This is a genomic window from Methanovulcanius yangii, from assembly GCF_018687785.1.
In the GTDB taxonomy this organism is placed as follows: Archaea; Halobacteriota; Methanomicrobia; order Methanomicrobiales; family Methanomicrobiaceae; genus Methanovulcanius; species Methanovulcanius yangii.
In genome coordinates this window covers 1,462,566-1,484,382 of the sequence record NZ_LTBL01000001.1, presented here as the reverse complement: position 1 = coordinate 1,484,382, position 21,817 = coordinate 1,462,566, and the positions used below count along the sequence as shown (strand labels likewise).

Annotated in this window: 19 protein-coding genes and 2 tRNA genes; 10 read left to right on the top strand and 11 right to left on the bottom strand. The window is 57.8% G+C overall.

The features are described 5' to 3' along the window. The first annotated feature begins 21 nt into the window (after positions 1–21). Positions 22–1,491, top strand: coding sequence for a DHA2 family efflux MFS transporter permease subunit (locus AZH53_RS07495; protein WP_319642892.1), 1,470 nt, complete (start codon positions 22–24; stop codon positions 1,489–1,491). Between the two features lie 323 nt (positions 1,492–1,814). On the opposite strand, the gene AZH53_RS07490 is transcribed toward AZH53_RS07495, so the two are convergent. From AZH53_RS07490 to AZH53_RS07470, 5 genes are all read right to left on the bottom strand, one after another. Beyond that, positions 1,815–1,886 (bottom strand) — tRNA-Ala (locus tag AZH53_RS07490). A 77-nt stretch (positions 1,887–1,963) separates the two neighbouring features. Then, complete coding sequence (locus AZH53_RS07485; RefSeq protein ID WP_319642891.1) at positions 1,964–2,971, bottom strand: transcription initiation factor IIB; 1,008 nt, start codon at positions 2,969–2,971, stop codon at positions 1,964–1,966. Between the two features lie 15 nt (positions 2,972–2,986). Beyond that, the gene (locus AZH53_RS07480) at positions 2,987–3,211 is read right to left on the bottom strand and encodes an H/ACA ribonucleoprotein complex subunit GAR1 (RefSeq protein WP_319642890.1); all 225 of its coding nucleotides are present in this window, start codon (positions 3,209–3,211) and stop codon (positions 2,987–2,989) included. Between the two features lie 262 nt (positions 3,212–3,473). Next, positions 3,474–4,118 (bottom strand): histidinol phosphate phosphatase domain-containing protein, encoded by a 645-nt coding sequence (locus AZH53_RS07475; protein ID WP_319642889.1) that lies wholly within the window; start codon positions 4,116–4,118, stop codon positions 3,474–3,476. 6 nt (positions 4,119–4,124) lie between these two features. Continuing rightward, a complete protein-coding gene (locus tag AZH53_RS07470; RefSeq protein ID WP_319642888.1) occupies positions 4,125–4,391 on the bottom strand; it encodes a signal recognition particle subunit SRP19/SEC65 family protein in 267 nt (88 codons plus the stop codon). A 56-nt stretch (positions 4,392–4,447) separates the two neighbouring features. Here AZH53_RS07470 and hypB point away from each other — a divergent pair, with 56 nt between their 5' ends. The 4 genes from hypB (at position 4,448) to AZH53_RS07450 (ending at position 6,619) form a co-directional block, all read left to right on the top strand. Beyond that, on the top strand, positions 4,448–5,095 hold the full coding sequence (gene hypB / locus AZH53_RS07465) for a hydrogenase nickel incorporation protein HypB (RefSeq protein WP_319642887.1): 648 nt from the start codon (positions 4,448–4,450) through the stop codon (positions 5,093–5,095). A 119-nt stretch (positions 5,096–5,214) separates the two neighbouring features. Then, entirely contained in the window at positions 5,215–5,592 is a 378-nt protein-coding gene (locus tag AZH53_RS07460; protein WP_319642886.1) for a 30S ribosomal protein S8e, read from the top strand. A 137-nt stretch (positions 5,593–5,729) separates the two neighbouring features. Beyond that, positions 5,730–6,152 carry a hypothetical protein gene (locus tag AZH53_RS07455; protein WP_319642885.1) on the top strand — a complete coding sequence of 141 codons (423 nt, stop codon included), beginning with the start codon at positions 5,730–5,732 and terminating at the stop codon, positions 6,150–6,152. Next, a complete protein-coding gene (locus tag AZH53_RS07450; protein ID WP_319642884.1) occupies positions 6,149–6,619 on the top strand; it encodes a DUF2240 family protein in 471 nt (156 codons plus the stop codon). Before AZH53_RS07455 ends, AZH53_RS07450 begins: the two co-directional genes overlap by 4 nt. Positions 6,620–6,825: 206 nt before the next feature. Here AZH53_RS07450 and AZH53_RS07445 read toward each other — a convergent pair whose 3' ends face one another. Together AZH53_RS07445 and infB are read right to left on the bottom strand one after the other, a co-directional pair. Further along, entirely contained in the window at positions 6,826–7,221 is a 396-nt protein-coding gene (locus AZH53_RS07445) for a 30S ribosomal protein S6e (RefSeq protein ID WP_319642883.1), read from the bottom strand. Positions 7,222–7,309: 88 nt separating this feature from the next. Then, positions 7,310–9,121, bottom strand: coding sequence for a translation initiation factor IF-2 (gene infB, locus AZH53_RS07440; protein ID WP_319642882.1), 1,812 nt, complete (start codon positions 9,119–9,121; stop codon positions 7,310–7,312). Between the two features lie 398 nt (positions 9,122–9,519). Between infB and AZH53_RS07435 the strand changes: the two genes are divergently transcribed. Beyond that, positions 9,520–9,591, top strand: a tRNA-His gene (locus AZH53_RS07435). Positions 9,592–9,805: 214 nt separating this feature from the next. Here AZH53_RS07435 and AZH53_RS07430 read toward each other — a convergent pair. Further along, entirely contained in the window at positions 9,806–10,582 is a 777-nt protein-coding gene (locus tag AZH53_RS07430; RefSeq protein ID WP_319642881.1) for a hypothetical protein, read from the bottom strand. Positions 10,583–10,788: 206 nt separating this feature from the next. Between AZH53_RS07430 and AZH53_RS07425 the strand changes: the two genes are divergently transcribed. Together AZH53_RS07425 and AZH53_RS07420 are read left to right on the top strand one after the other, a co-directional pair. Continuing rightward, entirely contained in the window at positions 10,789–12,000 is a 1,212-nt protein-coding gene (locus tag AZH53_RS07425; RefSeq protein WP_319642880.1) for an MFS transporter, read from the top strand. Beyond that, a complete protein-coding gene (locus AZH53_RS07420; protein ID WP_319642879.1) occupies positions 11,997–12,509 on the top strand; it encodes a DUF6141 family protein in 513 nt (170 codons plus the stop codon). Before AZH53_RS07425 ends, AZH53_RS07420 begins: the two co-directional genes overlap by 4 nt. A gap of 49 nt (positions 12,510–12,558) precedes the next feature. Here the strand turns inward: AZH53_RS07420 and AZH53_RS07415 are convergent, their stop codons facing one another. From AZH53_RS07415 to AZH53_RS07405, 3 genes are all read right to left on the bottom strand, one after another. Further along, positions 12,559–13,071, bottom strand: a complete 513-nt coding sequence (locus AZH53_RS07415; RefSeq protein WP_319642878.1) for an HNH endonuclease — start codon at positions 13,069–13,071, stop codon at positions 12,559–12,561. Position 13,072: 1 nt separating this feature from the next. Further along, a complete protein-coding gene (locus AZH53_RS07410; RefSeq protein WP_319642877.1) occupies positions 13,073–13,237 on the bottom strand; it encodes a hypothetical protein in 165 nt (54 codons plus the stop codon). Positions 13,238–13,375: 138 nt separating this feature from the next. Next, positions 13,376–14,755, bottom strand: a complete 1,380-nt coding sequence (locus AZH53_RS07405; RefSeq protein WP_319642876.1) for a PAS domain S-box protein — start codon at positions 14,753–14,755, stop codon at positions 13,376–13,378. 227 nt (positions 14,756–14,982) lie between these two features. Between AZH53_RS07405 and acs the strand changes: the two genes are divergently transcribed. Together acs and AZH53_RS07395 are read left to right on the top strand one after the other, a co-directional pair. Further along, entirely contained in the window at positions 14,983–16,875 is a 1,893-nt protein-coding gene (acs, locus tag AZH53_RS07400; RefSeq protein WP_319642875.1) for an acetate--CoA ligase, read from the top strand. A gap of 875 nt (positions 16,876–17,750) precedes the next feature. After that, positions 17,751–21,005, top strand: a complete 3,255-nt coding sequence (locus AZH53_RS07395; protein ID WP_319642874.1) for an SdrD B-like domain-containing protein — start codon at positions 17,751–17,753, stop codon at positions 21,003–21,005. Positions 21,006–21,817 lie beyond the last annotated feature (812 nt).

The following is a 21,817-nucleotide window of genomic DNA, read 5'->3' as shown; positions in this document are numbered from 1 at the left end:
TATTTTTAGAAAGGAGATTCCATGGCGTCCGTTCCCTGTGTAAAGAACCAGAAAATGCTCTTGTTTGCCATATCCATCGCCGCGTTCATGAGTGCACTGGACAGTTCGATTGTCAATATCGCCCTGCCGACCATCTCCACCTCCTTCGATGTCTCGACGGGGATGGTCACGTGGGTATCGACGATGTACCTGCTGGTGCTGACGAGCTGCCTCCTCATCTTCGGGAAACTCGCCGATCGGCGCGGCTACCGGATGATATTTCTCAGCGGATTTGTCGTCTTCTCCGCAGGGTCCCTTCTCTGCGCCCTCTCTCCGTCATTTCTGGTGCTCGTCGGTGCCCGTGCCCTGCAGGCGGTGGGAGGTGCGATGCTCAGTGCCATCGGTGCCGCCATGGTCTCCGCCTACCTGCCGAAGGAGGACCGGGCGAAGGCGATCGGTTCGGTGGTGACGATGGCGTCCCTCGGGGTTGCCGTCGGGCCGTTTTTAGGTGGCATTCTCACCGGCATGCTCTCCTGGCACTGGATCTTTCTCATCAACGTCCCGGTGGGTATCCTTGCGCTTCTCATCGGCGCCGCCTACATCCCCTCCGCGGTGCCGCAGGGCGGGACGGCGGAGTTCGACGCCCCCGGCGCCGCCCTCCTCTTCATCTCGCTTGCCGCGCTCATCTACGCCCTGAACATGGGGGTCAGCCTCGGGTTCACCTCGCCCGTCATCCTCGGTGCCGCGGTTCTCTGTATCGCAGGGTTCATCCTCTTTGTCCGGAGGGAACGGTCGGTCGGAGACCCGCTCCTCGACATCAGCCTCTACCGGAACCGCAACTTTCTCTTTGCAAACATCGGCGCGATGCTCATGATGCTCGCCTACTCCGGGTCGAACTTCCTTTTGCCGTTCTTCCTCGAGTACGTCCACGGCCTCTCCACCGCGACGGCGGGGCTCTTTCTTACCGTCCCCTCGGTCACCCTGATGGCCGCCGGATACGTCTCCGGCGCCCTCTACAACCGCCTTGGTCCCCGCCGCATCTGCCTCGCGGCAACCGGTATCTATCTGGCCGCCTTCGTTCTCCTCTTCAGGCTGGGGGTCGCCACCCCGCCCTCGGTCATCATCGCCGCCCTTGCCCTCCTCGGGTTCGGCCTCGGCCTCTACTACTCGCCCAACACGAGCGAGATCATGTGCATGGCCCCGAAGGAGAAGCAGGGAATGGTCTCGTCCCTTGCCACCACCGAGCGCAATGCCGGGTCCACGGTCGGCATCGTCCTCTTCGAACTTGCCTTCATCCAGGCGCTCGTCACCATCTCGATGCACGAGGGGGTCACCGATGGGGCCCTTGCCGGGCAGCCTGAAGTGGTGCAGGTCCTCCTCGCCTCGGCGTTTGACATGGCCTTTTTTGTGGGCGTCGTCGTCGCGGCGGCCGCCCTCGTCCTTGCGTTCTTCACGCGTGACCCGGAGAATATCGACGAGTGCGTCGTCGAAGAAGCAGCGATGATGGTGTAGGGAAGGGAAGGACAGGAAGGGAGGGGGATTTTTGCCCCCGTACCATGGTTCATATTTTCATATTCCTCTCGGGCATTCCCCCGCAGGGATTTCGTTACCCGGGTGCAGAGCGCAGGTTCAGGGACTTTGGATGGTCTCGAGAAGGGAGCGCCTGCTTTCTGCCTTTCACGCTGCCTGACCAACCGTCATGCCATCGTTTCGGACGCCGGAGGGTACCGGCGCTGATGGGGGCGGCCGTCCATTCGGGGCATGGAATGTCGAAAAAACGTCCAAAGAATGGATGTACGGCGTATTCTCCTGACAGCCGAATGATGAAAAACGAGTGGACCTGGCGGGATTTGAACCCGCGGCCTCTACGTTGCGAACGTAGCGATCTCCCCCTGATCTACAGGCCCTCGGAACGCTCCCGGCGACCCTGCGTGCGGTCTCCGGTCATTTGTCCAAAATAGTATTGGTGTGGGAGAATATCAAATTAGAGGATAATCTCGATATCCAGTTTCTCCGCAAGCTCCTTGTAGCGGTTGCGGATGGTGACCTCGGTGACGCCTGCGACCTCTGCGACCTCGCGCTGGGTCCGGCGTTCGCCGCCGAGGATGGAGGAGATGTAGATGGCGGCTGCGGCGACACCGGTCGGGCCGCGCCCGCTCGTCAGTTCGCGCTCGCCCGCCTGCCGGAGGATCTCGACCGCACGGGACTGGACCTCGCCCTTGAGGTTCAGACCGGAGCAGAACCGCGGGACGTAGTCGATGGGGGACGTCGGGAGGAGCTTTAACCCGAGTTCACGGGAGATGAACCGGTAGGTCCTGCCGATCTCCTTTCTTGAGACACGGGACACCTCGGCAATCTCGTCGAGGGTACGGGGGACGCTGCACTGGCGGCAGGCTGCATAGAGCGCTGCTGCGGCGACGCCCTCGATCGACCGTCCGCGGATGAGGTTCTTGTCGACCGCATCGCGGTAGACGACGGCGGCGGTCTCACGCACGTTTCGCGGAAGACCGAGTGCGGATGCCATACGGTCCAGTTCGGAGAGGGCGAAGGCGAGGTTCCTCTCTGTTGCGTTTGAGACACGGATACGACGCTGCCACTTGCGCAGACGGTAGAGCTGGGCACGGTTTTTGGAGGAGATGGCACGGCCGTAGGAGTCACGGTTCCTCCAGTCGATCATCGTGGAGAGACCCTTGTCGTGGATCGTAAACGTCATCGGGGCGCCGACACGGGACCGCTTCATCCGCTGGTCGTGGTCGAAGGCACGCCACTCGGGACCGCGGTCGATGAACTCCTCGTCCAGAACCAGACCACAGTTCTGGCAGACGAGTTCGGCACGCTCGTAGTCCTGAACGAGCTGGCGGCTGCCGCACTCGGGACAGACGGTCTTGGTCGTCTCCTCGATCTTTGTTGTTTTCTCCTGTTTTTCCGCAGTTCTCTGGCGCAAAGCCTCGCGCTGGGACTGAAGCTGTTTGAGTTTCTCAATTTCCTGCATTGTATCTCACCTTGATTATTTCGTGAAGAGCTTCTCCCCCGGGATGGTGGTGCACGTGCCTTTGCAGACAACGAGTCCATAGGGCGCTCTGATGTTTCCAAACACCTCAACCAGCTTTCCAACAGGTTTCAGGCGACGGTCCGTGACGGTGGTGTGTAGACGCGGAAGCTGTCCCGGATCGCACTCGATGACGAGGGTCCGACTGCCACAGATATGTTTTACTCGTCCTGCCAGTTTCAATTTAAAAAACCTTCCAAAATGTGGTTGACGGTGTGCTTCGTAACCTATATATGTTTGGCATAAAGGTATAAAAAACCTTTCAATATCCTTATATATCGGTGGAACAATTTCCGATGTCATGCCTGCCACAGCGCCGTGCAAAAACGGGGCGCGAGAGGGTTCCCGGAAAGTTTTTAAACGATATCCGGGATTTTCTGCGGCATGGGTTCCCCTTCCCTGTGGCATTCCCTCTGCTTCCGGTGCGCGGAACCGGGTGGCTGATTTACCTGGGGAGGACGGCAAGTGCCGCGGTGTCGAGGGCGGCGGCGCACTCATCAGCGGTCATGCCTGCCCCCCTTGCAATTGCCATCCGGTCGGCCGCCGTCATCAGGTCTCCGGGGGCATGCCCGTCGGAGTTGACCACCAGCCTGCAGCCGGTCATGCGGGCGAGCTGGACGATGTGTCCGTTGGTGCGGTTGTGCCCGCCCCGTGCGGTGATCTCGAGTGCGATACCGTGTGCGGCGGCCTGGCGTGCATCTTCCGGGGTGATGAGTCCGGGGTGGGCCAGGACGTCCACATCCGGGCAGGTGCATGCGGCGGCATTGGTGCCGGGCGCCACCGGTTCGACCGTCGTCTCGCCGTGGACGATGACGATGTCCGCCCCTGCTGCCTTTGCCCGGGCGGCGAGGTCGGCAATCTCCGCCGGGGGGATATGGGTGAGCTCGACGCCGTTTAACAGCCGAACGCCATAGGCAGCTGCACTGGTGCGGACCTTCTCCGTTGCCGCAATGAGGCTGTCGATATTTGATGCGTCCGCATGGTCGGTGATCCCCACAACGGTGTAGCCGAGAACCGCCGCCCGGCGAATCAGCTCGGTCGGAAGGAGTTCGCCGTCCGACATGATCGTGTGGGTATGGAGGTCATACATGGGTACTCACCGGATCTTTGCCGCAACCCTGCGGATCAGCTCTTCCTTACTCCCCTTCCATTCAACGATGACCCTGCCTTCCTTCTTCAGCCAGCGGCCCGGGTGGGATGCCGCCTCCTCAATCCTCGCGGAAAGGCCGAGGCGTTTTGCCGCCTTATGGATGGCCTTTGCCGTCGGGTTCTCCTGTGCCATTGCTGCCGGCACTCTGCGCCCTCCGCTGCGCGTGAGCGACTGGTCAAAGTAGCACGGGTAGAGGATGCGTTGTGGATCCATGCTGTACTATATGACATTGTGAAGGTATAAACCGAACTTCTGAGATACCACTATTCATGCATCATATTGACGTCAGCATCGAGAAGGATGTCTTCGACGCGAACAACCGCCTTGCGCACCGGAACCATCACCGTCTCATGGACGCCTCGGTACGGGCCTTTGATCTCCTCGGCGCCATCGGATCCGGCAAGACGGCGCTCATCGAGCAGATGGTGCCCCGGCTCAGGGAGCGTGGCCTCGTGGTCGGCGCCATAGCCGGTGATGTCTACGGGGACGACGACTTCCAGCGGATCGTCGCAACCGGTGCCCCCGCGGTGAATGCAAACACCGGAAAGGAGTGCCACCTCGATGCCCATCTCGTCGGGCATGCGCTGGACCAGATTCCGCTCGATGAGATCGACATCCTCTTCATCGAGAATGTCGGGAACATGGTATGCCCCACCGATTTTCAGCTGGGCGCCGAGAAGCGTATTGTCGTCGTCTCCACCACCGAGGGTGACGATGTCGCAAACAAGCACCCGATGATGTTTCGGGAGTCCGATATCGCCGTCATCAACAAGGTGGACCTCGCAGGGTATGTCGGCTGTGATGTCGGGCGGCTCGAGGCGGATATTCACCGCTATAACCCGAATATGCCGGTGTTCAAAACCAACATGAAGACGGGTGAAGGGGTCGACGCCCTCCTCGATGCGATCGTTAAATGATCAGTGCAGTTAAATATCTGCAAAATGAATTATTATAGCACTTCAGTGGGTAGACCGCCGGTACTGCCGGCACCGGCCCGCTCCTGAATATCATCCTACAACCAAAAGGTGCGTATACAATGCAGTGGCATGGCAGATCAGTAAGGAAAGAAACCGGCGGACGGCTCACGCACGCCCGCGGGAAAAGGAAAGCAGAGATTGGAAATGCATCCGCGGATTCACACATCGGTGAAGACCGCCGCCGTATCATGCGGACCATGGGGGGCAACCACAAGGTCCGTGTCCTTCGTGCACAGTATGCAAACGTCTCCGACCCGAAGACCGGTGTAACAAAGAAGGTCGGCATGGAGACCGTCGAACAGAACACCGCAAACCCCAACTTCGTCCGGCGGAACCTCCTGACCAAGGGAGCAATCATCAAGACCGAGATCGGCAGGGCACGCATCGTATCCCGTCCCGGACAGGATGGCGTCATCAACGCTGTCCTTGTTGAGTAGGCGGATACAATATTATTTTTTCCCGCAATGCTTGCGGGTGACACCCTTTTCCTCAGGCACAGGCAGGTCTGGATGAGGTATTGTGACTTTTTGGAAAGCGGATGCTTTTTAGTCAAGCGCCGACTCATACTGTACTGATGCGACGCATATATCATCGGTTTCCCAAGCGGTGTGATCTCGTCTTTGATGTCAATGTCCCGTTCAATGATGCGGTTGCGACGATTGTACGGCTCAACGGCAGTCATGAAGCAGCGAGACTTGGTGATGAAATGGTGAGGATCGATTTCCAGGTACAGGTGGCGGATCATAAGATATCGTTCCAGCCGGTCGATGAGGTGCCTGGTCTGCTCTACGACCTTACGGAGGCGGTCGATTTTCAGATAGAACTCAAGGAGACGGTCCTCAGTTCGGAGCGCAGGATCCCCCGGTCCCGCAATGTGTTTCTCGTCCGGCTCGAGGAAGCGGGGATGGCGACCGAATGCACTATAGCCAAGACCTCTTCCATGGCCGGGCTGGACGCCCTCGACCTGAAACGTTTCATTCTGGGTGCTGTCAGTTGACGCTCGAACAGACGATCGCCGCGCCGTTTAAGGCCATGAGGAAGGAGGGTCTGCGCCCGACCGAATTCATATATTTTTTTGCCATCGATCGCAAGTGGATGGACCGTGACAAGGCCTCCCTTGTCGTCAGCCTCGGGAGGAAGCAGGGGCTCCTCCGGGAGGAGGGGGGCCTTCTCATCCCCACCTTCGATCCCTCGGCAGTGAACATCCCGCTGGGGTTTCGCCCGACAAATGATATCTTCAATGTTCAGGATAACGCCTGTGACCTTCTGATGGGACGGCTCGCGCAGGCCCGCGGTGTCGGGGTGGAGGCGGTGGCGGCCGAGGTCAATGCCCTTATCCGGGAGTCCTTTGACGGCCACCTGCGTCCCGAAGCCGCTCTGGTGATCGTGGCCCGTCGCCATGGCGTCCCGTTTGAGGACATGGTGGGGGCTCTGCGACAGACGCTCTCCGGCGACGGCTGCTGAAACGGCAGACACTTTTTTTTGCAATGTACGGAGATGCATCTCTCCTCCGATTGCGTGAAGGTTCCTGCGGCCGGATCCTTTCAGGGCAGCCCCTGCTCTTGTCCGGGTCTTCGCATTCGAATCCCCTTCTCTGCATGCGGCAGAGAAGAAAAGAGATATGTGTATTTCTCAGGTTCTCTGTTCCTTCACCTGCATGAAAATGCAGGTTACTCTGCAGCTTCTGCCGGGGCGAAGTACTCCTGAAGAGTCTTGTCGCCGTAGCCGGTGACCTTTGCGTTGATCTGGACGAAGTCGCCCGTGATCTCTGCTGCCCGGACACTCTTTCTCCTGCGCTCACCGTGGTAGGTGGGGGCAAACCCGGTACCCTTGGAGAGGAGGAGGCGCCGCCTGCCCGCACCGGGAAGGTCCTTGCGTGCCGGGATGCCGGTCTTGTCGGTACCGCCGGTGATCATAATCGTGTAACCGGCAAATCCGAGTGCGTCGCCGGAAATCTCGTCGCCAATGCTTTTGCCGATAAAGGCATTTGCCACTCCGCCGGTCGCTTCAACTTTGTATGATGCGCCGTCACGGGGGTCAGATAAAACAACTTTGAATTCAGCCATGATGTATTCTGCTCCTGCGAAAGTGTCTATAATATTAGTTGGAATGTATTAAAAATCATGGGTTCCATTACCCGGGGTGCCGCCATGATTACTTGCCCCAGAATGGGCGTTCTTTGCGCTTCATCCGGGTAAATTCGTCCAGAATGTCAATCATTGAGGCGGAGAGGTGATTCATCATCTCATGCTCGAGCACCTTGACGTGATGCTCCGGAATGTCGACGTAGAGGTCGTCGCCCACATTGATCTGCCGCCCCACGGTCGGCCCTTCGATGGAGATGGCAACCTCGAGACCCTGTATAGCCTCGCTGATGTTCTCCTGCCCGCTCTTGATCTGTTTCACCCTGCCGACCTTTCGCCCGTCCAGGTGGACGAGGTTGACGCCCGCCTGCAGTTTGCCGCCGATGATCCTGACGCCGACCACTGCGGGGTTGGACTGGCGGAAGACGCAGTCGGGAAGGAGGGTGATCTTGGCCGGAAGGACAAGTTTTTCAAAACTCTCCTTCTCCATCGTACGCCTTGTCTCCTCCTCCCAGTCGAGGTAATCGTCGATGAGGTGGTAGATGACGCCCGCCTCGAAGAGATGCACATGCCGGTTTCCCGGCTCCTCGAGGGTGTCGAGGGCATCGGGGAGGATGGGGGTGTTAAAGGCGAGGAGGACCGAATGGAGGGGGTTTTTGACGGTGCTGACCTCGATGATGTCGTGCCTGCTGACCGGCCCCACCTCGGCCCGCATGATCGGGATGTTGTTCTCCTCGAGCTCCTTGGAGAGCGCCTCAAGGGCCCCGATGGTGTCCGCCTTGATGAAGATGCCGTCATCCGAGAGGGTGACGGCCACATCCTCCATCTCGTGGATGACTGCCTCGACGATCTCATCCCGATCGCCGCGGATGACCCGGAGGGGCGAACCTGCGATGGCGCCCTCGAGTTTCGGGGCGGAGACCTTGATGCCGGTTGCGGCCGTCACCTGCTTCACCCGGTCAAAACGGTCCTCGGTGAGGATCTCCTGCATCGGGCGGGGCTGCAGGAGGGAGCGGATCTTCGTCTCGATCACGCCGCCCCCCTCGGCCCCAACGACGATGTCGTCGCCCACATTGAGCTGTCCGTCATAGAGGATCACGTCGAGGGTGGTCCCGAGGCCCCGCTCCTCCTTCACCTCAAGGACCGTGCCGATGCCCGCCCCGGCCGTCGAGAGGGCGAGGTCCTGTGTCATATAGCGCTGGGCAAGACCGATCATGACCATCAGGAGGTCGGGGAGGCCCTCTCCCGTGATGCCCGAGACGGGGACGATGGCGATGTTTTTGGCAAAGTCCCTGACCCGGTCGTACCGCTCGCACGAGAGGCCCATCTCAGAGAGTTCCCCGATGAGTTCGTAGGTCTTCATCTCGACATCGGTCTTCACGCGGTCGTTCTGCTGGGCGAAGGTCTGTGCAAAGGGGGCATTATTCTGTTTCTTCCACCCGTGAATTCTATCCACCTTGGTGGCTGCAATCACGAACGGGGTCTTGTAGGTCTTTAAAATCTGGAGCGCCTCGCGGGTCTGCGGCTGGAAGCCCTCATTGATATCCACAACGAGGATGGCCATGTCGGCAAGGGCGCCGCCTCTGGACCTGAGCGTGGTGAAGGCATGGTGTCCGGGCGTGTCGATGAAGAGGAGGCCGGGGACGTCGAACTTCATCTTGCCCGAGGTGCCGCTCATCTCTTCGATTGCGTGGAGCGGCACGATGGTCGCACCGATGTGCTGGGTGATGGCCCCGGCCTCCTTGTCGACGACCGATGACCCGCGGATCTTGTCGAGAAGGGAGGTCTTGCCGTGGTCCACGTGGCCCAGCACGCAGACGATCGGCGTCCGGATCGTCGATGCGACGATTCCTTTCTGCTCTGTTTTCTTCTTTTTTGCCATGGTATTGTCCCTCCGCCCGTTTTATTGGTTGAAAAAGTATTCCGGCACTCCTGCCGGGCCCGCAGCCCGCATCCTGTGCCAGTGTCTTTGGTACTCATATAAATAGTCACCGGGATTCTTAAGAGTGCCTGCGTGGCCCTGCGTGCCCCTCTCCGGGTGGCGGTGGATTGACGGGTCGTTCGGACCTGATCGTGGCGGACGGGGGTGCGTGTTCATCTCTCCCCGGGATGCGCCTCTCCGTGGACGCCTCCGGGTGCCGCCGTTTGGGGGGAGTCGGGGGTATTTCCATGGGGCGTTCCGGCACGTTTCCCCCGTCCGCTGCCCCGGATGTTCCTGTGCGGGCGGAGCAGAATCAATAGATTAAATATTTGGGACGTAGAAAATAGAAAGGCATTTCTGCCGGGGTAGGGTAGTGGTTATCCTCAAGGATTGTGGTTCCTTGGACTCGGGTTCAAATCTCGGCCCCGGCCTTTGTTTTTTCCTTCTGCCTGATGGAGGCGCGGAGGGTTCATTTGTTTCGAGCGAAGGCCCTCTTTTGGTTCGAAGCGTCGCCGGGACGGTATCTTGATTCATCGTCCTCTGCCCTGTGCTTGACCGGCAGTGGGAGGTCTTCCGCATCTCTTCTTCTCCTCTCTCCCGTGTGAGGGTATGTGGATGGGGGATGCATCAGGGGCGGTTCCCGGTTCAGTAATCGACACCGACGCTGACGTCGAGCAGAAATGCGGAGGAGAGGCGTTCAAAGAACTCAATGAACTCTCCGACGCGGGAGTCGTTATCCTCCGGTGGAGGGGGGAGCGAGTGGTTTGCATCCGGCGGCTCGCCGGTCGGGTCCGCTCCCGCCAGAATGAGGAGGAGCATGATGTGTCGGCCCTCAAGGGGGCTTGTGCCGAAGAACAGTTCGAGGAGCTGGCTGGAGGTGATCGTCTCCCTCGTGAACATGTTTTGCCGGATGGTGGCAGTTGCCGCTTCTCTGCTCTCGAAATATGTTCCGCGTCCTTCCTTTCGCATTGCCTCGAAGGCTGCCCCCGTCAGGCCGATACGGGGTATTCTCTCCACCACCGATGCATTCGTCCCCCCTTTCTCAATGGCGGCGGTGCAGAGTGAGCAGAGCCACTGCTCTGCGGAGGCGGAGATGGGGTAGGAGATGGAGCCATAGCACCGGAAGGGGCCGGTTCCTGCGATCGGGCACTTTTTACAGCCTTTTCCCAGGCGGGCGAGCTCATCGCCGAGGTCGAGTGCCTGGCCCACCGTGAAGCGGGTGCTCCGTTCTTCTCCGTCGGGCCCGTAGAGGACGTAGATAAAGGGGGTTGCACGCATCTCCTCCTCTGACGCACCCTCCTGCGGCGGGTGCTGCATGATGGCCCGGGCACTGGTCATGAGTTTTATTCGTGTAACAATATTCCCAATCGGGAGTGCCTCCTTTACCGGACATTCGCGGTGAATGAGGTACTCGATTGCCATGCTACATTGTTGTCAGGGGACATGTTAACTATTCGGCTTTTGGAAGGGGGGTTCTGATCATCAGGAGATAATGATGCTGACGGGATGCGGATAGGTTCTTCACGAGAGCGGTCTTCATCCTGATAAACCGGATGGGGCGGTGGTCACCCGCTGCCGGGCGTCCTCCTTCCTTCGGGTTTATACCCCTTGCCGTGAATATCGGTAGTATGCAGCATCCTGCCGGTCCGGATGTTCTTCGCCGCAACGCCTACCTCCTCATCGTTCTCTTCGGCATTGTCGCGATGTTCGGGGACGTGATCTACGAAGGGGCACGGAGTGTTGCGGGACCGTACCTCTACTATCTTGGTGCAACCGCCTTTGTCGTCGGTCTTGTGGCGGGGGTGGGGGAGTTTCTGGGCTATCTCCTCCGCCTCGTCTCCGGCTATCTTGCCGACATGACGCGGCATTACTGGACGCTGGTCTTCCTGGGCTACGGGATGCTCATTGCGGTGCCGTTTCTTGCACTTGCCGGGTCATGGGAGGCGGCCGCGGGGCTCTATATCGTGGAGCGGATGGGCAAGGGCATCCGGGCGCCTGCCAAGGATGCCATCCTCTCGAACCTGACGGCTTCGACGGGAAGGGGGTGGGGGTTCGGCATCCATGAGGCGCTCGATCAGGTGGGCGCCGTCGTCGGCCCCCTGATCTTCACCGGGGCGTATCTTGCGCAGGGCGATTACCGGGGCGGGTTTGCCCTCCTTGCCGTCCCCTTTGTCCTGATGATCGCCGTCCTCGTCATCATGCGGTTCCGGGCCCCCGACCCCGCCACCTTCGAACCGTACGCGGCGTTGGAAAAGGAGGCCCCGCCCCTCCGGGCCCTCGCCCGGTACGGTATCTTTACGGCGCTGACAGTCGCGGGATTTGCGGCGTTTCCCCTGATCAGCTTCCACTTCGTCGCAGAGGGCATCGTCCCCGGCGCACAGATCCCGCTCTTTTATGCGATTGCGATGGGGGTGGATGCGGTGGTGGCCCTCGTCGCCGGGCGGGCCTACGACCGGTTCGGCCTGGGAACCCTCGTCCTGATGCCGGTCCTGGGGATGGCCGTCCCCCTCCTCGTCTTCGGGACGGCATACGCGGCCGCACTAGCCGGTGCGGTCCTCTGGGGGGCGGTGATGGGGGTGCAGGAGACGGTTCTCCGGGCGGCAGTGGCGGATTACACGCACATATCAAAACGGGGCCGTGCTTACGGCATCTTCAATACGATCTACGGGGCATCCTTCTTTGCCGGCGGCCTTGCCGCCGGGTGGCTCTACATGGTGTCGCGGCCGACCATGATCTTCCTGATGGTCGCCCTGCAGGTGGCAGCCCTCGGGGTTTTTGTCCTCGCAAAGAAGGATCTGGAAGGGAACATGGGGGGCCGGAAGGGTGGTGAACCGGTATGATCAATGAGGGGGGGAATATCCGATATTACGAACGACAGTATATGCGCCATCCATTGCTTCTGGCCGTCGTCGGCTTCATCGGAGCCCTGATGTGGGTGGCCTTTGTGCGGCAGATCATCTATGGCATTCCCTTCGGGACGAACCCGGCTCCGGACTGGCTGATGTGGGTCTTCGTCCTGCTCTTCGGTGTCGGCCTGCCCGCCCTGATGTATGGAGCCCATCTGGAGATACTGCTTCGGGACGGTGTTCTCATGTACCGGTATGTCCCCTTCCACATCCGATGGAAAACGGTGCCCTGCAGCGACATCGTCCGGGCAGAGGCGGTGACCTATTCGCCCCTGCGGGAGTTCGGCGGCTGGGGCATCCGGTGGGGGCGGTGGGGGCGTGCCTACTCCGCCGCCGGCACCCGCGGGGTGCGCATCGAATGTCGTGACGGCGACCGCTTTCTCCTCGGCACGGGCCGTGCGCAGGAGCTTGCGCAGTGCATTGCGGTATGCAGGGGAGGATGAATGTATTCTGTGAGCAAATATCCAGATAAAAGAAAATTCGATGGTTGTATTAAAAAAAATCCCACGGATCTTTCGTTTTTCCTTTCTTCTTTGATCGGCCTGAACCAAAGATGTCAGGAGTATCAATCCTAATCTGATCAAAATTAGGTGATGCAATTTTCACTCCTCTCATTTGAGAGTTCGTGGAATTGTCATTGATTTTTTGTCTATTCCTCAATATATCCTGAATATCTTTTTTGACTTTTTCAGGGCGCTTTTTAATGAATTCTTTTTGCCTTGATTTGGTTATTGCGTTACGAGGTTTAACAGCATGGACATTGTCATGGCAAATAGAACAGAGAACAAGTAGATTGCTTTGAGTATTCAGATCCTTTTGCCCGGATGCGGTGTGAACTGGGACAATGTGGTGAACCTTGAGATTATGTAGGGGATATTTTTTCCTGCACATTTCACATTTATTCCCCGTAGCCTCTTTGATTTTCTTTATTTTGGCCGGTGTTAATGCCTGTCTTGTTCTTTCCGAATCGGAACGATCATCAAAGAATGGATTATTTGGGACCATCTCACTCTCTCCGGACTCCTTTGAATTTCCCTCCTGATTTTTTTGCCCCGACGATCTTACCCGTTTTTGAATCTCTTTTATAATGCAGACCTGTCTTTGGATTTGAAAATTGGCTGGCGTTTTTTACTGCACCTTTTCGGTGTCCCTTTCCTGTGTTCTTCGCCATGCGAGAGAATTGGATTGCCAAAGGAAAAAGTTTGTGTCAATATATTTCAGGGCATATACAATTATAATCCAGAAAAAGAGGGAATATTTTTAGGTATTTTTCAATTCTTTGTCATTATTTGGATCGAAAGAATCATCTCTACTCGGTGGCCGTCCCAACTTCCCGGGCGATCGAACAGAAGTACATCCGGTCATCGTACTGGACAAAGGTCCGGGAGACCTCGACGTCGATGACGGTCCCGTCCTTTCGCCGGTGGACGGAGATGCTCCGTTCCTTTTTTCCCGGCACTGCCCCTGCCCACATCCGTTCCCACCGTTCCTTGCTGATGGAGGGATTGACATCGAAGACGGTAATGGAGCCGAGTTCGTCGTGCCGGTAGCCGAGGAGATCCTCTGCCGTCCGGTTCGCCTTGTAGACCTTCCCTGCCGCATCGAAGAGGAGGATGGAGTCCGAGGCGTGGTCGAAGGCGAACTGGGTGAAAAGTATCTCCCGTTCGAGTGCTTCCTTTTCAGCGATGACCTCCAGAAGCGAGCGGTTGGCGACCTGCATCTCCCGGATCCGCTCCGCGATGAGGGCTTCAAGGTTCTCGTGATACTGGCGGAGCTGTTCGGTGCAGTTTTTGAGGGCCGTGATGTCGTGGCCGGCGGCGTGAAAACCGGTGACCCGTGCCCCCTCGCCGAAGAGCGCCCGGAATGTCCACTTCTCCCATGCGAGGGTCCCCTCGGGAAGGACGGTTCGCACCTCGACAGTCCGGGCGGGTTCATCTGCGGTCAGGGACGTGAGGATATCCTTGACCCGCTCCCTCCCCTCGGCCGAAACCATCGGGAGGAACCTGAGCCCCCGCAGTTCGTCTTCGCTTCGGCCTGTCCGGCGGCAGAATGCGGGGTTGGCAAACGTCACGGTCATGTCGGGTTTCAGGTGGACGATCGATTCGGTCTGATCCATCGTGAGCGCCTCGTATCGTTCCTGCCAGTCGCCTGCGTGCTCCTTTGCCGTCCGGTATTCTGTCTCGTCCGCGAAGACGATGGCACAGCCCTCTTTCCCGTTGTCGAAGACGACGGGTGGGAAGCGGAGGTGGAGGGCCCGTTTTTCCCCTCGAACCCGTGCCCGCAGACGCAGGCTTCCCGGCGTGCCCTGGATGGACAGCCGCACTCTTTCGAGGACGCCGTCATCCCTGAAGATCGAGTGCGGCAACTCCTCAAGGGAGATGCCGTACAGGGCGTCGACCCCGCAGCCGAAGAGGTCGAGAGCCCGCTGGTTTGTCTGTGCAACCTCCATGCGGCGGCTGACGATCACGGCCGGCTCATCGACATAGGCGAGGAGGGCGGCAACGGGAATGCGCCTCGCCGGGTAGTAGTTCTTGGCGGCTCCACTCTGTTTGATATCGACATCGCCCCGCAGCATGAGGATATCGAGATACCTGGCGGCGGTGTTGCGATGGATATGCAGGGCATCTGCGATCTCGGTGATACTCAAACCTTTTGGATTTCCGGCGACAATTTCCCGTACGGATCCCATTTCCGTGAATTTTCCCGTCATATTGTTCTGGTGCCCCCCACGCGGTGTGCAGGATAAATGCAGTGCATATTTGTGGTGCATTCAAAGATTTAATACCTGTTATCTGGCAACTATGATCCATAGTGCACTGCATGGTGCCTGTAAAACCTCCTTCTTCTCAACCGCTATCGGAATGGAAGGGGGGGAAACTCCGGATATTTACATGATTAATCATGTAGGTGAGTGCAATGTCAGGAACATTCGATGTCCCACTGGAAAAAAAATCCTACCGCCCCGACCCGTCATACCGGGACCAGTCATGGCTGGGGTCATACGATGAGGCCTACAAACGGTTTCTGGATGACCCGGAGAAGTTCTGGGCGGATATCGCGGGTGAACTGGACTGGTATCGGCCATGGGATGCGGTCCGGGAATGGGAGCTTCCCTACGCCCGCTGGTTTACGAACGCGAAACTGAATATTACTGCCAACTGTCTCGACCGGCATGCGGCAAGCGAGCGGCGCAACAAGGTCGCTCTCATCTGGCGTGGCGAGGATGAGGAGGTCGAACGGGTGCTTACGTACCGGCAGCTTCACCGCAAGGTGATGCGGTTTGCAAATGCCCTCAGGGATCTCGGGGTGAGGAAGGGGGATACCGTCTGCCTCTACATGCCGCTCGTCCCCGAGCATATCATCGCCCTTCTTGCCTGTGCGAGAATCGGGGCGGTGCACAGCATCGTCTACGGCGGGTTCGGGGCCGCCGCCCTCAATGCCCGCATCCGTGATGCGGGGGCAAAGATCGTCATCACCGCCGATGTAGGATATCGCCGCGGGAAACGTGTGGCCTTGAAGACCATCGTGGACGAGGCGGTCGTCAATGCCCCGACGGTGGAGAAGATCGTCGTCCTGCGGCGCACCTCGCCCTCGCTCGAGCTCTTCTCCGAGATGGAGGTGGATTTTGAGGAGATCATGGAGGCGGCCGACCCCTACTGCGAACCGGAAGTGATGGATGCGGAGGACCCTCTTTTCATCCTCTATACGAGCGGGACGACCGGCCCTCCCAAGGGAATCGTGCACACCTGTGCCGGCTACATGGTCGGGACATACTACACCACGAAGTACATCTTCGACATGAAGGACAACGACGTCCACTGGTGCACGGCCGATCCGGGCTGGATCACCGGTCACAGCTACATCGTCTACGGGCCGCTCGCGGCCGGGGCGACGGTGCTGATCACCGAGGTGGTCCCGGACTACCCGGACCCCGGGATCTTCTGGCGTATCGTGGAGGACTTCGGGGTGACGATCTTCTACACCGCCCCGACGGCGATCCGGATGTTCATGCGGTTCGGCGAGGAGTGGCCACAGAAGTGCAACCTCGATTCCCTCCGGCTCATCGGGTCGGTGGGCGAACCCCTCAACCCCGAGGCCTTCGAGTGGTACTATCACACCATCGGCGGAGCCCGCTGCCCGGTGCTCGACACCTGGTGGCAGACCGAGACCGGGATGCACATGATCACGACCACGGTGGGCGAGAAGATGAAGCCCGGCTTTGCGGGGCGTCCCATCCCCGGTGTCGTCGCCGATGTTGTCGACAGCGAAGGGGCCTCTGTCGCTCCCGGCACCGGCGGCCTCCTCGTGATCAAGGAGCCGTGGCCTTCGATGATGCGGGCGGTGCACAACAACGACGAGCGCTACCGGAAGTACTGGTCGACGATCGACTCGTACTATACTGCAGGGGATCTCGCGGTGAAGGATGAAGATGGCTACATCATGGTCCTCGGGCGGTCGGATGATATCATCATCGTCGCCGGGCACAACCTCGGGACGGCCGAGGTGGAGAGCGCCCTCGTCTCGCACGAGGCGGTCGCCGAGTCGGCGGTGATCGGCAAACCGGATGTGATGAAGGGGCAGGCGATCAAGGCGTTTGTCATCCTCCGGGAGGGGTTCAAACCGAGCGAGAAGCTGAAGAGCGAGCTCACCTACCATGTCCGGATGAGCATCGGCCCGATTGCGATGCCCTCGGAGATCGACTTCGTCGACTCGCTCCCGAAGACGAGAAGCGGCAAGATCATGCGGCGCGTCCTGAAGGCGAAGGAGCTCGGGATTGATCCGGGGGATATCTCGACCTTAGAGGAGTGAAGGGGGCGGAAGGCCTGAGACTCTTCGGGAACACAACAGGCCGGGAATTGGGGGCTTTCCCTGTTCCTCCCTTCTATTCTGATACGGGTGGTCGCTGAGGTCCCCGGGCCTGGTGCGGCACCTCATGTCTGGTTGGGAGCCGGGTGAATTGCATGGGTGGTTTTCCGTCTTTTGGTGTTTTTCTGTATCCCTGATTTGGGGTTGAAATTGGTATTTATTCCTTAATGGTTTTCTTTAGAAATATTGGGGGTAATATGGGCTTATATCCTGTTTTGGTGGACATAATGCAATAATAAAAAAAGATTCAAATAATTTTATTATATTTTATGTTATTTTATGAAAATTTCCTGTAGGAAGTGGGCGGATTTCTGGGAAAACTTAGGTAATAATATTTAAATATTGTTATTTGATCAGGATATTTTAAATATTTGTGTGGGATATAGGGCGAGTGCCCGAACAAAGGGAGATGGGGTGTTTGATCAGAATTTCAATGGGTAAATGTTCAGGGGTAGCAGGCATCCGGTTCCCGGATGCCGTGTGTTGTCCGACACCAATACCATCTGAACACAACCCACATATGACCACTCGGAGGGATGAACCTTAATCTTTATGCAATGAGTTTTCTGGATTGTATGCCGGGCATCTGAGATGGAATACGGCAGTTTTGCAGGTTCGGCTGCGTCTCACATCGCTCATTTTCGTGTGTCTCCCTTACAGCGATTGCATATCTGGATTACGTAAAGTGCCCGATGTCCGGAATCCATGGGTTTCCTGTGAAATCTGTGGATGAATCCTGATTCCCCCCGTGGTCATTGTTTTGACCAAATCGGGATGCGCCAGTATGTAGAAGCAAAAAATAATGGAGAAATTTGAACATGAAACGAAGAAACGTAGTACAACATGAACATGGGGTGCCGGTCCTGCCGGTTCTTCTCGTCGTCCTTGTCGCAGCCCTCGTCCTGACGGCGATGGCGGCGCCGGCGATGGCGGCCCCGCCGGGACAGGACAAGAAGTCCAACGGGCTGACACCGACGATTGACCTGTCCTCTGCGGGGAATGTCGTTGAGTATCAGGGAGCCATCTTTATCCAGGGGCCGCTTCCCGTAGCGACGGGGACCGGAACCTTTGCACCGTTCGTGCGGACGAGCGGGCAGAATGACGTCCAGAAGAACTACAACACCGACTTCCGTCCGATCCAGGAAGGGTTTGATACCGACAAGAACACCCAGTGGACGCACAGCCTCCAGCTGAAGGATGTTCCAATTGTCGAGTATGAGTATCCTGCAGGAACCACGAATTATTACTATGAGTTCAACGGTGACATCAACCAGGTCAATGGGAGGTCCCTCCTGTCGATCGACGAACTCCGGGTGTTTACTGCCGGGCCCGGCGGTGACAACCTGCACATGTATAATGATGGTACCAAAACGTTCGACGATCCCGGTGTTGCGGTAGCGCTTGAATGGAATCTCGATGGCATCACAGAAGATGCGTGGATCAAGCTCGATTACGCCCTGGAAGCAGGGAGCGGAAAGAGTGACCTGACCGTCCTTGCCCCGGTGGGTTTCTTCCCCGCAGACAAGAACGTGTATGTCATCTTCGTAACGAAGAGCGGCGTGGTCTACCCGCACAACGACGGATTTGAAGAGTGGGCGGTCGAGATCGTCGAGAAGGGCTCGCTTGAGGTGACAAAGGATGTCATCTGGAATGGTGTCACTCCTGACGGGACGACGTTTGAGATCTGCATCACCGGACCCTCGTACCCGGACGGCGACTGCAAGACCACCACCGGTGGAACGCTCCTCTGGGAGGACCTGGTCCCCGGCGAGTATATCGTCACCGAAACCTCCCCGGGCAGTGAGTGGGAGGTCCCGGTGATTACGGGCTCGCCTGCGACAGTGGTGGCTGACGAGGTGGCAACAGCGACGGTCACGAACGAGCACAAGCTTGGCTGTCTCGATGTGACAAAAACGATCGACTGGAACGGTGCGGCAGCAAAACCGGTCGAATTTGCGATCATGATCACCGGACCGTCCTACCCCACGGGTGATACGAAGTATGCGACCGCTGATGGGCAGGTCCTGACATGGGACGATCTGATCCCTGGATGCTACACCGTTGAAGAAGTGGACGTTGACCCGGCGCAGTGGACGGTTAAGTACTGTCCCGACAGTGAGGTCATGGTTGAGGCTGGCGAAGCATGTGCCCAGGTAGGTGTGACAAACATATACAACCGTGGCTGTCTTGAGGTGACCAAGATCGTCGACTGGGGTCTGTGCGATCCAAAGTCGGAACAGACCTTTGAGGTCTGCATTACCGGCCCCTCCTATCCGGATGGCAGCTGCAAATGCATCGGTTACATGGGTGGCACAGTGGTCTGGGAGGATCTGATTCCTGGTGAATACACGATCAGTGAAACCGACCCCGGCTCAGCGTGGATGGTCTGCATCGACGGGTCGCCGGTAACTGTCGAGCCCGACGGTGACTGTGCAGAGGCAACCGTGACGAACACCTACGTGCCGGCAACCATCGGTGACTTCGTCTGGGAAGACATGGATGCAGACGGTATCCAGGACGCCGGAGAACCTGGCGTCGCGGGAGTTCAGGTCACGCTCTTTGATGGCAGCAGCATGAAGGTCGCCGAAACGGCGACTGATGCGAATGGCAATTACCTCTTCAACTGCCTGAAGCCCGGCTCGTACTATCTCAACTTTGATCTGCCCGATGGATGGAGATTCAGCCCCGCAAACCAGGGCGCTGATGACGCAAAGGACAGCGATGCAGACCCGTACACCGGTGATACCACCATGACGACACTGAGCGCGGGTGAAACCGACCTCACGTGGGATGCCGGAATGTTCAAGCCGGTCGACATCTGCGTCCGGAAGTTCCAGGACGACGAGCGCGACAAGACCTATGATGGTGATGAAGAGCTCCTTGAAGGCTGGGAGATCAAGCTCTGGACAGGTGTTGACGGGCCGAGTGAGGTCATTGCATGCGGCTTAACCAACTGCGAGGGCATGGTCTGTTTCACCGATCTCGAACCCGGCAAGTACTGGGTGAGCGAGACGATCAAGGGCGGATGGTACCCGACGAACATTGACTTCCAGGTTGATTCACTTGGTGTCATCTATGTCGGCGTTCTCCTGTCCGGCGATGAGGCAACGATCAACTTCGGCAACTTCCAGCCGGTGAAGGTCTGTGCGTACAAGTTTGAAGATGTCAACGAGAACGGGATTCGTGAACCCTGCGAGCAGATGCTCGAGGGCTGGAAGATGACCCTCTGGATTGACGATGATGACTGTGACGGAAAGGATGCGCCGACCCTGCCGGTCGCGTGGGGGTACACCGACGAGAATGGCAAAGTCTGCTTTGATACGTACATGTCTGAATACATGTGTGGCGAACTCCTCATGCCGGGCAAGTACTGGCTGAGCGAAGACATCCAGGAAGGCTGGGTGCCGACAAACGCTGATTTGATAGTGGATTCACTTGCCATCAAGGAGGTCGGTGTTCTCATACCGGGCCAGCTGGCGAAGGAGTACTTCGGCAACTACTACCCGAGAAATGAATGGTGCGGATACACCATCGGATTCTGGAAGAACAACATCTACAAGTACAACGAGGAGTGGACAAATGGCCGTCAGGTGCCTGACTGGTTCTTCGAGGGTATCGATCCCTGCGCCGTCTGTATGGATGTTGATCCGGCATTCTGTTCCGGATGCTGTGGTTGGGAGCATGTCTATGGTCTGATTGCCGACTACGATGCTTCGAATGCTCAGGAGAAGGCCGTTGCCCAGATGCTTGCAATGAAGCTTACCGAGCTCTACGTTGAGGGCGACTTCGGCAACTATGTCATCGACTATAACCGCTACAAGTGGTATGACTGTGATGCCTGCGGGTGGGTCTATGAGGACTGCTACTGGGTCCTGAAGGACGCATCCAAGTGCATTGGAGGAAATCCGATGAATGTCGGGGACCTCTGGGAGCTGATCGAGGATCTCTATTGCGACAAAGACTACAGCGCGGCACAGGAGCTTGCCGACTGCATCAACAATTACAAGTGGGGATGCGAGGACTACGACGGCTATGACAATGGTGTGATCTGCACCTGTGAGGAGAATAGCTGATAATCCTGGAAATGTCGGGGAATGGAGAATGGTCGTTCTCCGGCCCTCCCCTCCCGTGATGCGAATCGCGGGGGGAGGGTTGTCCCTGCAGGCGGTTCACTTGAGCTTGCCTGGTATCCGGGCCCGGGAACGACGGTTGCTGGCCGGAAGGCCTGCCACGCCGGGAGGGTTTGGTTCACAATGGATGTATCGCCACCAGTTGCGGGTCCATTGCCATTTGGATAAGTACATTTTGTGAGATGAATTGGGGTTGTGCTCCGCCGTTGGGGGGAGGCAGGTCTCACCATGTGGCGGGTGGGTGACGTATCGTCCATGAACCCATTTTGATGCGGTATCGATGTTTCCGGTGAAACGTTGCTACCGGGTGACGATGGGAATCGAACGGGCTATTCTCCTCAATACGCAGACGGCTATATTGCCGGGTTGTGGCAGCGGGGTGATGGCCATGATCACGAACGCCTGCGCAACTGAATGGTGCGTATGCCCTGGATTCCGGAAGAACAATATCGTATTTTCTCGCCGGCAACACAAATGCGTTTCAGGTGCCGGATACATCGACATTCCGGACGCCCGGTATGGTGGGTCGTATCATCCCCTGAATGGCGATAAAAGGCTCTTTGATTGAGCATATTTCCTGGGAAAATTTGAATCGTTTCTCCTATGGGTGTAGGGGGGAGTAATGGGGCGGAGATAAAGAAAAACCGGTTTATATTATTTTAATTTATCGATATGCAAAGAGAATTATATATAGTTGGACCCCTAATATGGGCTTAGCCCAAACAAAGGGGGATTGGGGTGAATTTATTGAAGTA

Coding starts and splice junctions, on each gene's coding strand:
- AZH53_RS07495 (WP_319642892.1), top strand. CDS start 22: ATGGCGTCCGTTCCCTGTGTAAAGAACCAGAAAATGCTCTTGTTTGCC.
- AZH53_RS07485 (WP_319642891.1), bottom strand. CDS start 2,971: ATGCAGGAAATTGAGAAACTCAAACAGCTTCAGTCCCAGCGCGAGGCT.
- AZH53_RS07475 (WP_319642889.1), bottom strand. CDS start 4,118: ATGTATGACCTCCATACCCACACGATCATGTCGGACGGCGAACTCCTT.
- AZH53_RS07470 (WP_319642888.1), bottom strand. CDS start 4,391: ATGGATCCACAACGCATCCTCTACCCGTGCTACTTTGACCAGTCGCTC.
- hypB (WP_319642887.1), top strand. CDS start 4,448: ATGCATCATATTGACGTCAGCATCGAGAAGGATGTCTTCGACGCGAAC.
- AZH53_RS07460 (WP_319642886.1), top strand. CDS start 5,215: ATGCAGTGGCATGGCAGATCAGTAAGGAAAGAAACCGGCGGACGGCTC.
- AZH53_RS07455 (WP_319642885.1), top strand. CDS start 5,730: ATGCGACGCATATATCATCGGTTTCCCAAGCGGTGTGATCTCGTCTTT.
- AZH53_RS07445 (WP_319642883.1), bottom strand. CDS start 7,221: ATGGCTGAATTCAAAGTTGTTTTATCTGACCCCCGTGACGGCGCATCA.
- infB (WP_319642882.1), bottom strand. CDS start 9,121: ATGGCAAAAAAGAAGAAAACAGAGCAGAAAGGAATCGTCGCATCGACG.
- AZH53_RS07430 (WP_319642881.1), bottom strand. CDS start 10,582: ATGGCAATCGAGTACCTCATTCACCGCGAATGTCCGGTAAAGGAGGCA.
- AZH53_RS07425 (WP_319642880.1), top strand. CDS start 10,789: ATGCAGCATCCTGCCGGTCCGGATGTTCTTCGCCGCAACGCCTACCTC.
- AZH53_RS07420 (WP_319642879.1), top strand. CDS start 11,997: ATGATCAATGAGGGGGGGAATATCCGATATTACGAACGACAGTATATG.
- AZH53_RS07415 (WP_319642878.1), bottom strand. CDS start 13,071: ATGGTCCCAAATAATCCATTCTTTGATGATCGTTCCGATTCGGAAAGA.
- AZH53_RS07410 (WP_319642877.1), bottom strand. CDS start 13,237: ATGGCGAAGAACACAGGAAAGGGACACCGAAAAGGTGCAGTAAAAAAC.
- AZH53_RS07405 (WP_319642876.1), bottom strand. CDS start 14,755: ATGGGATCCGTACGGGAAATTGTCGCCGGAAATCCAAAAGGTTTGAGT.
- acs (WP_319642875.1), top strand. CDS start 14,983: ATGTCAGGAACATTCGATGTCCCACTGGAAAAAAAATCCTACCGCCCC.
- AZH53_RS07395 (WP_319642874.1), top strand. CDS start 17,751: ATGAAACGAAGAAACGTAGTACAACATGAACATGGGGTGCCGGTCCTG.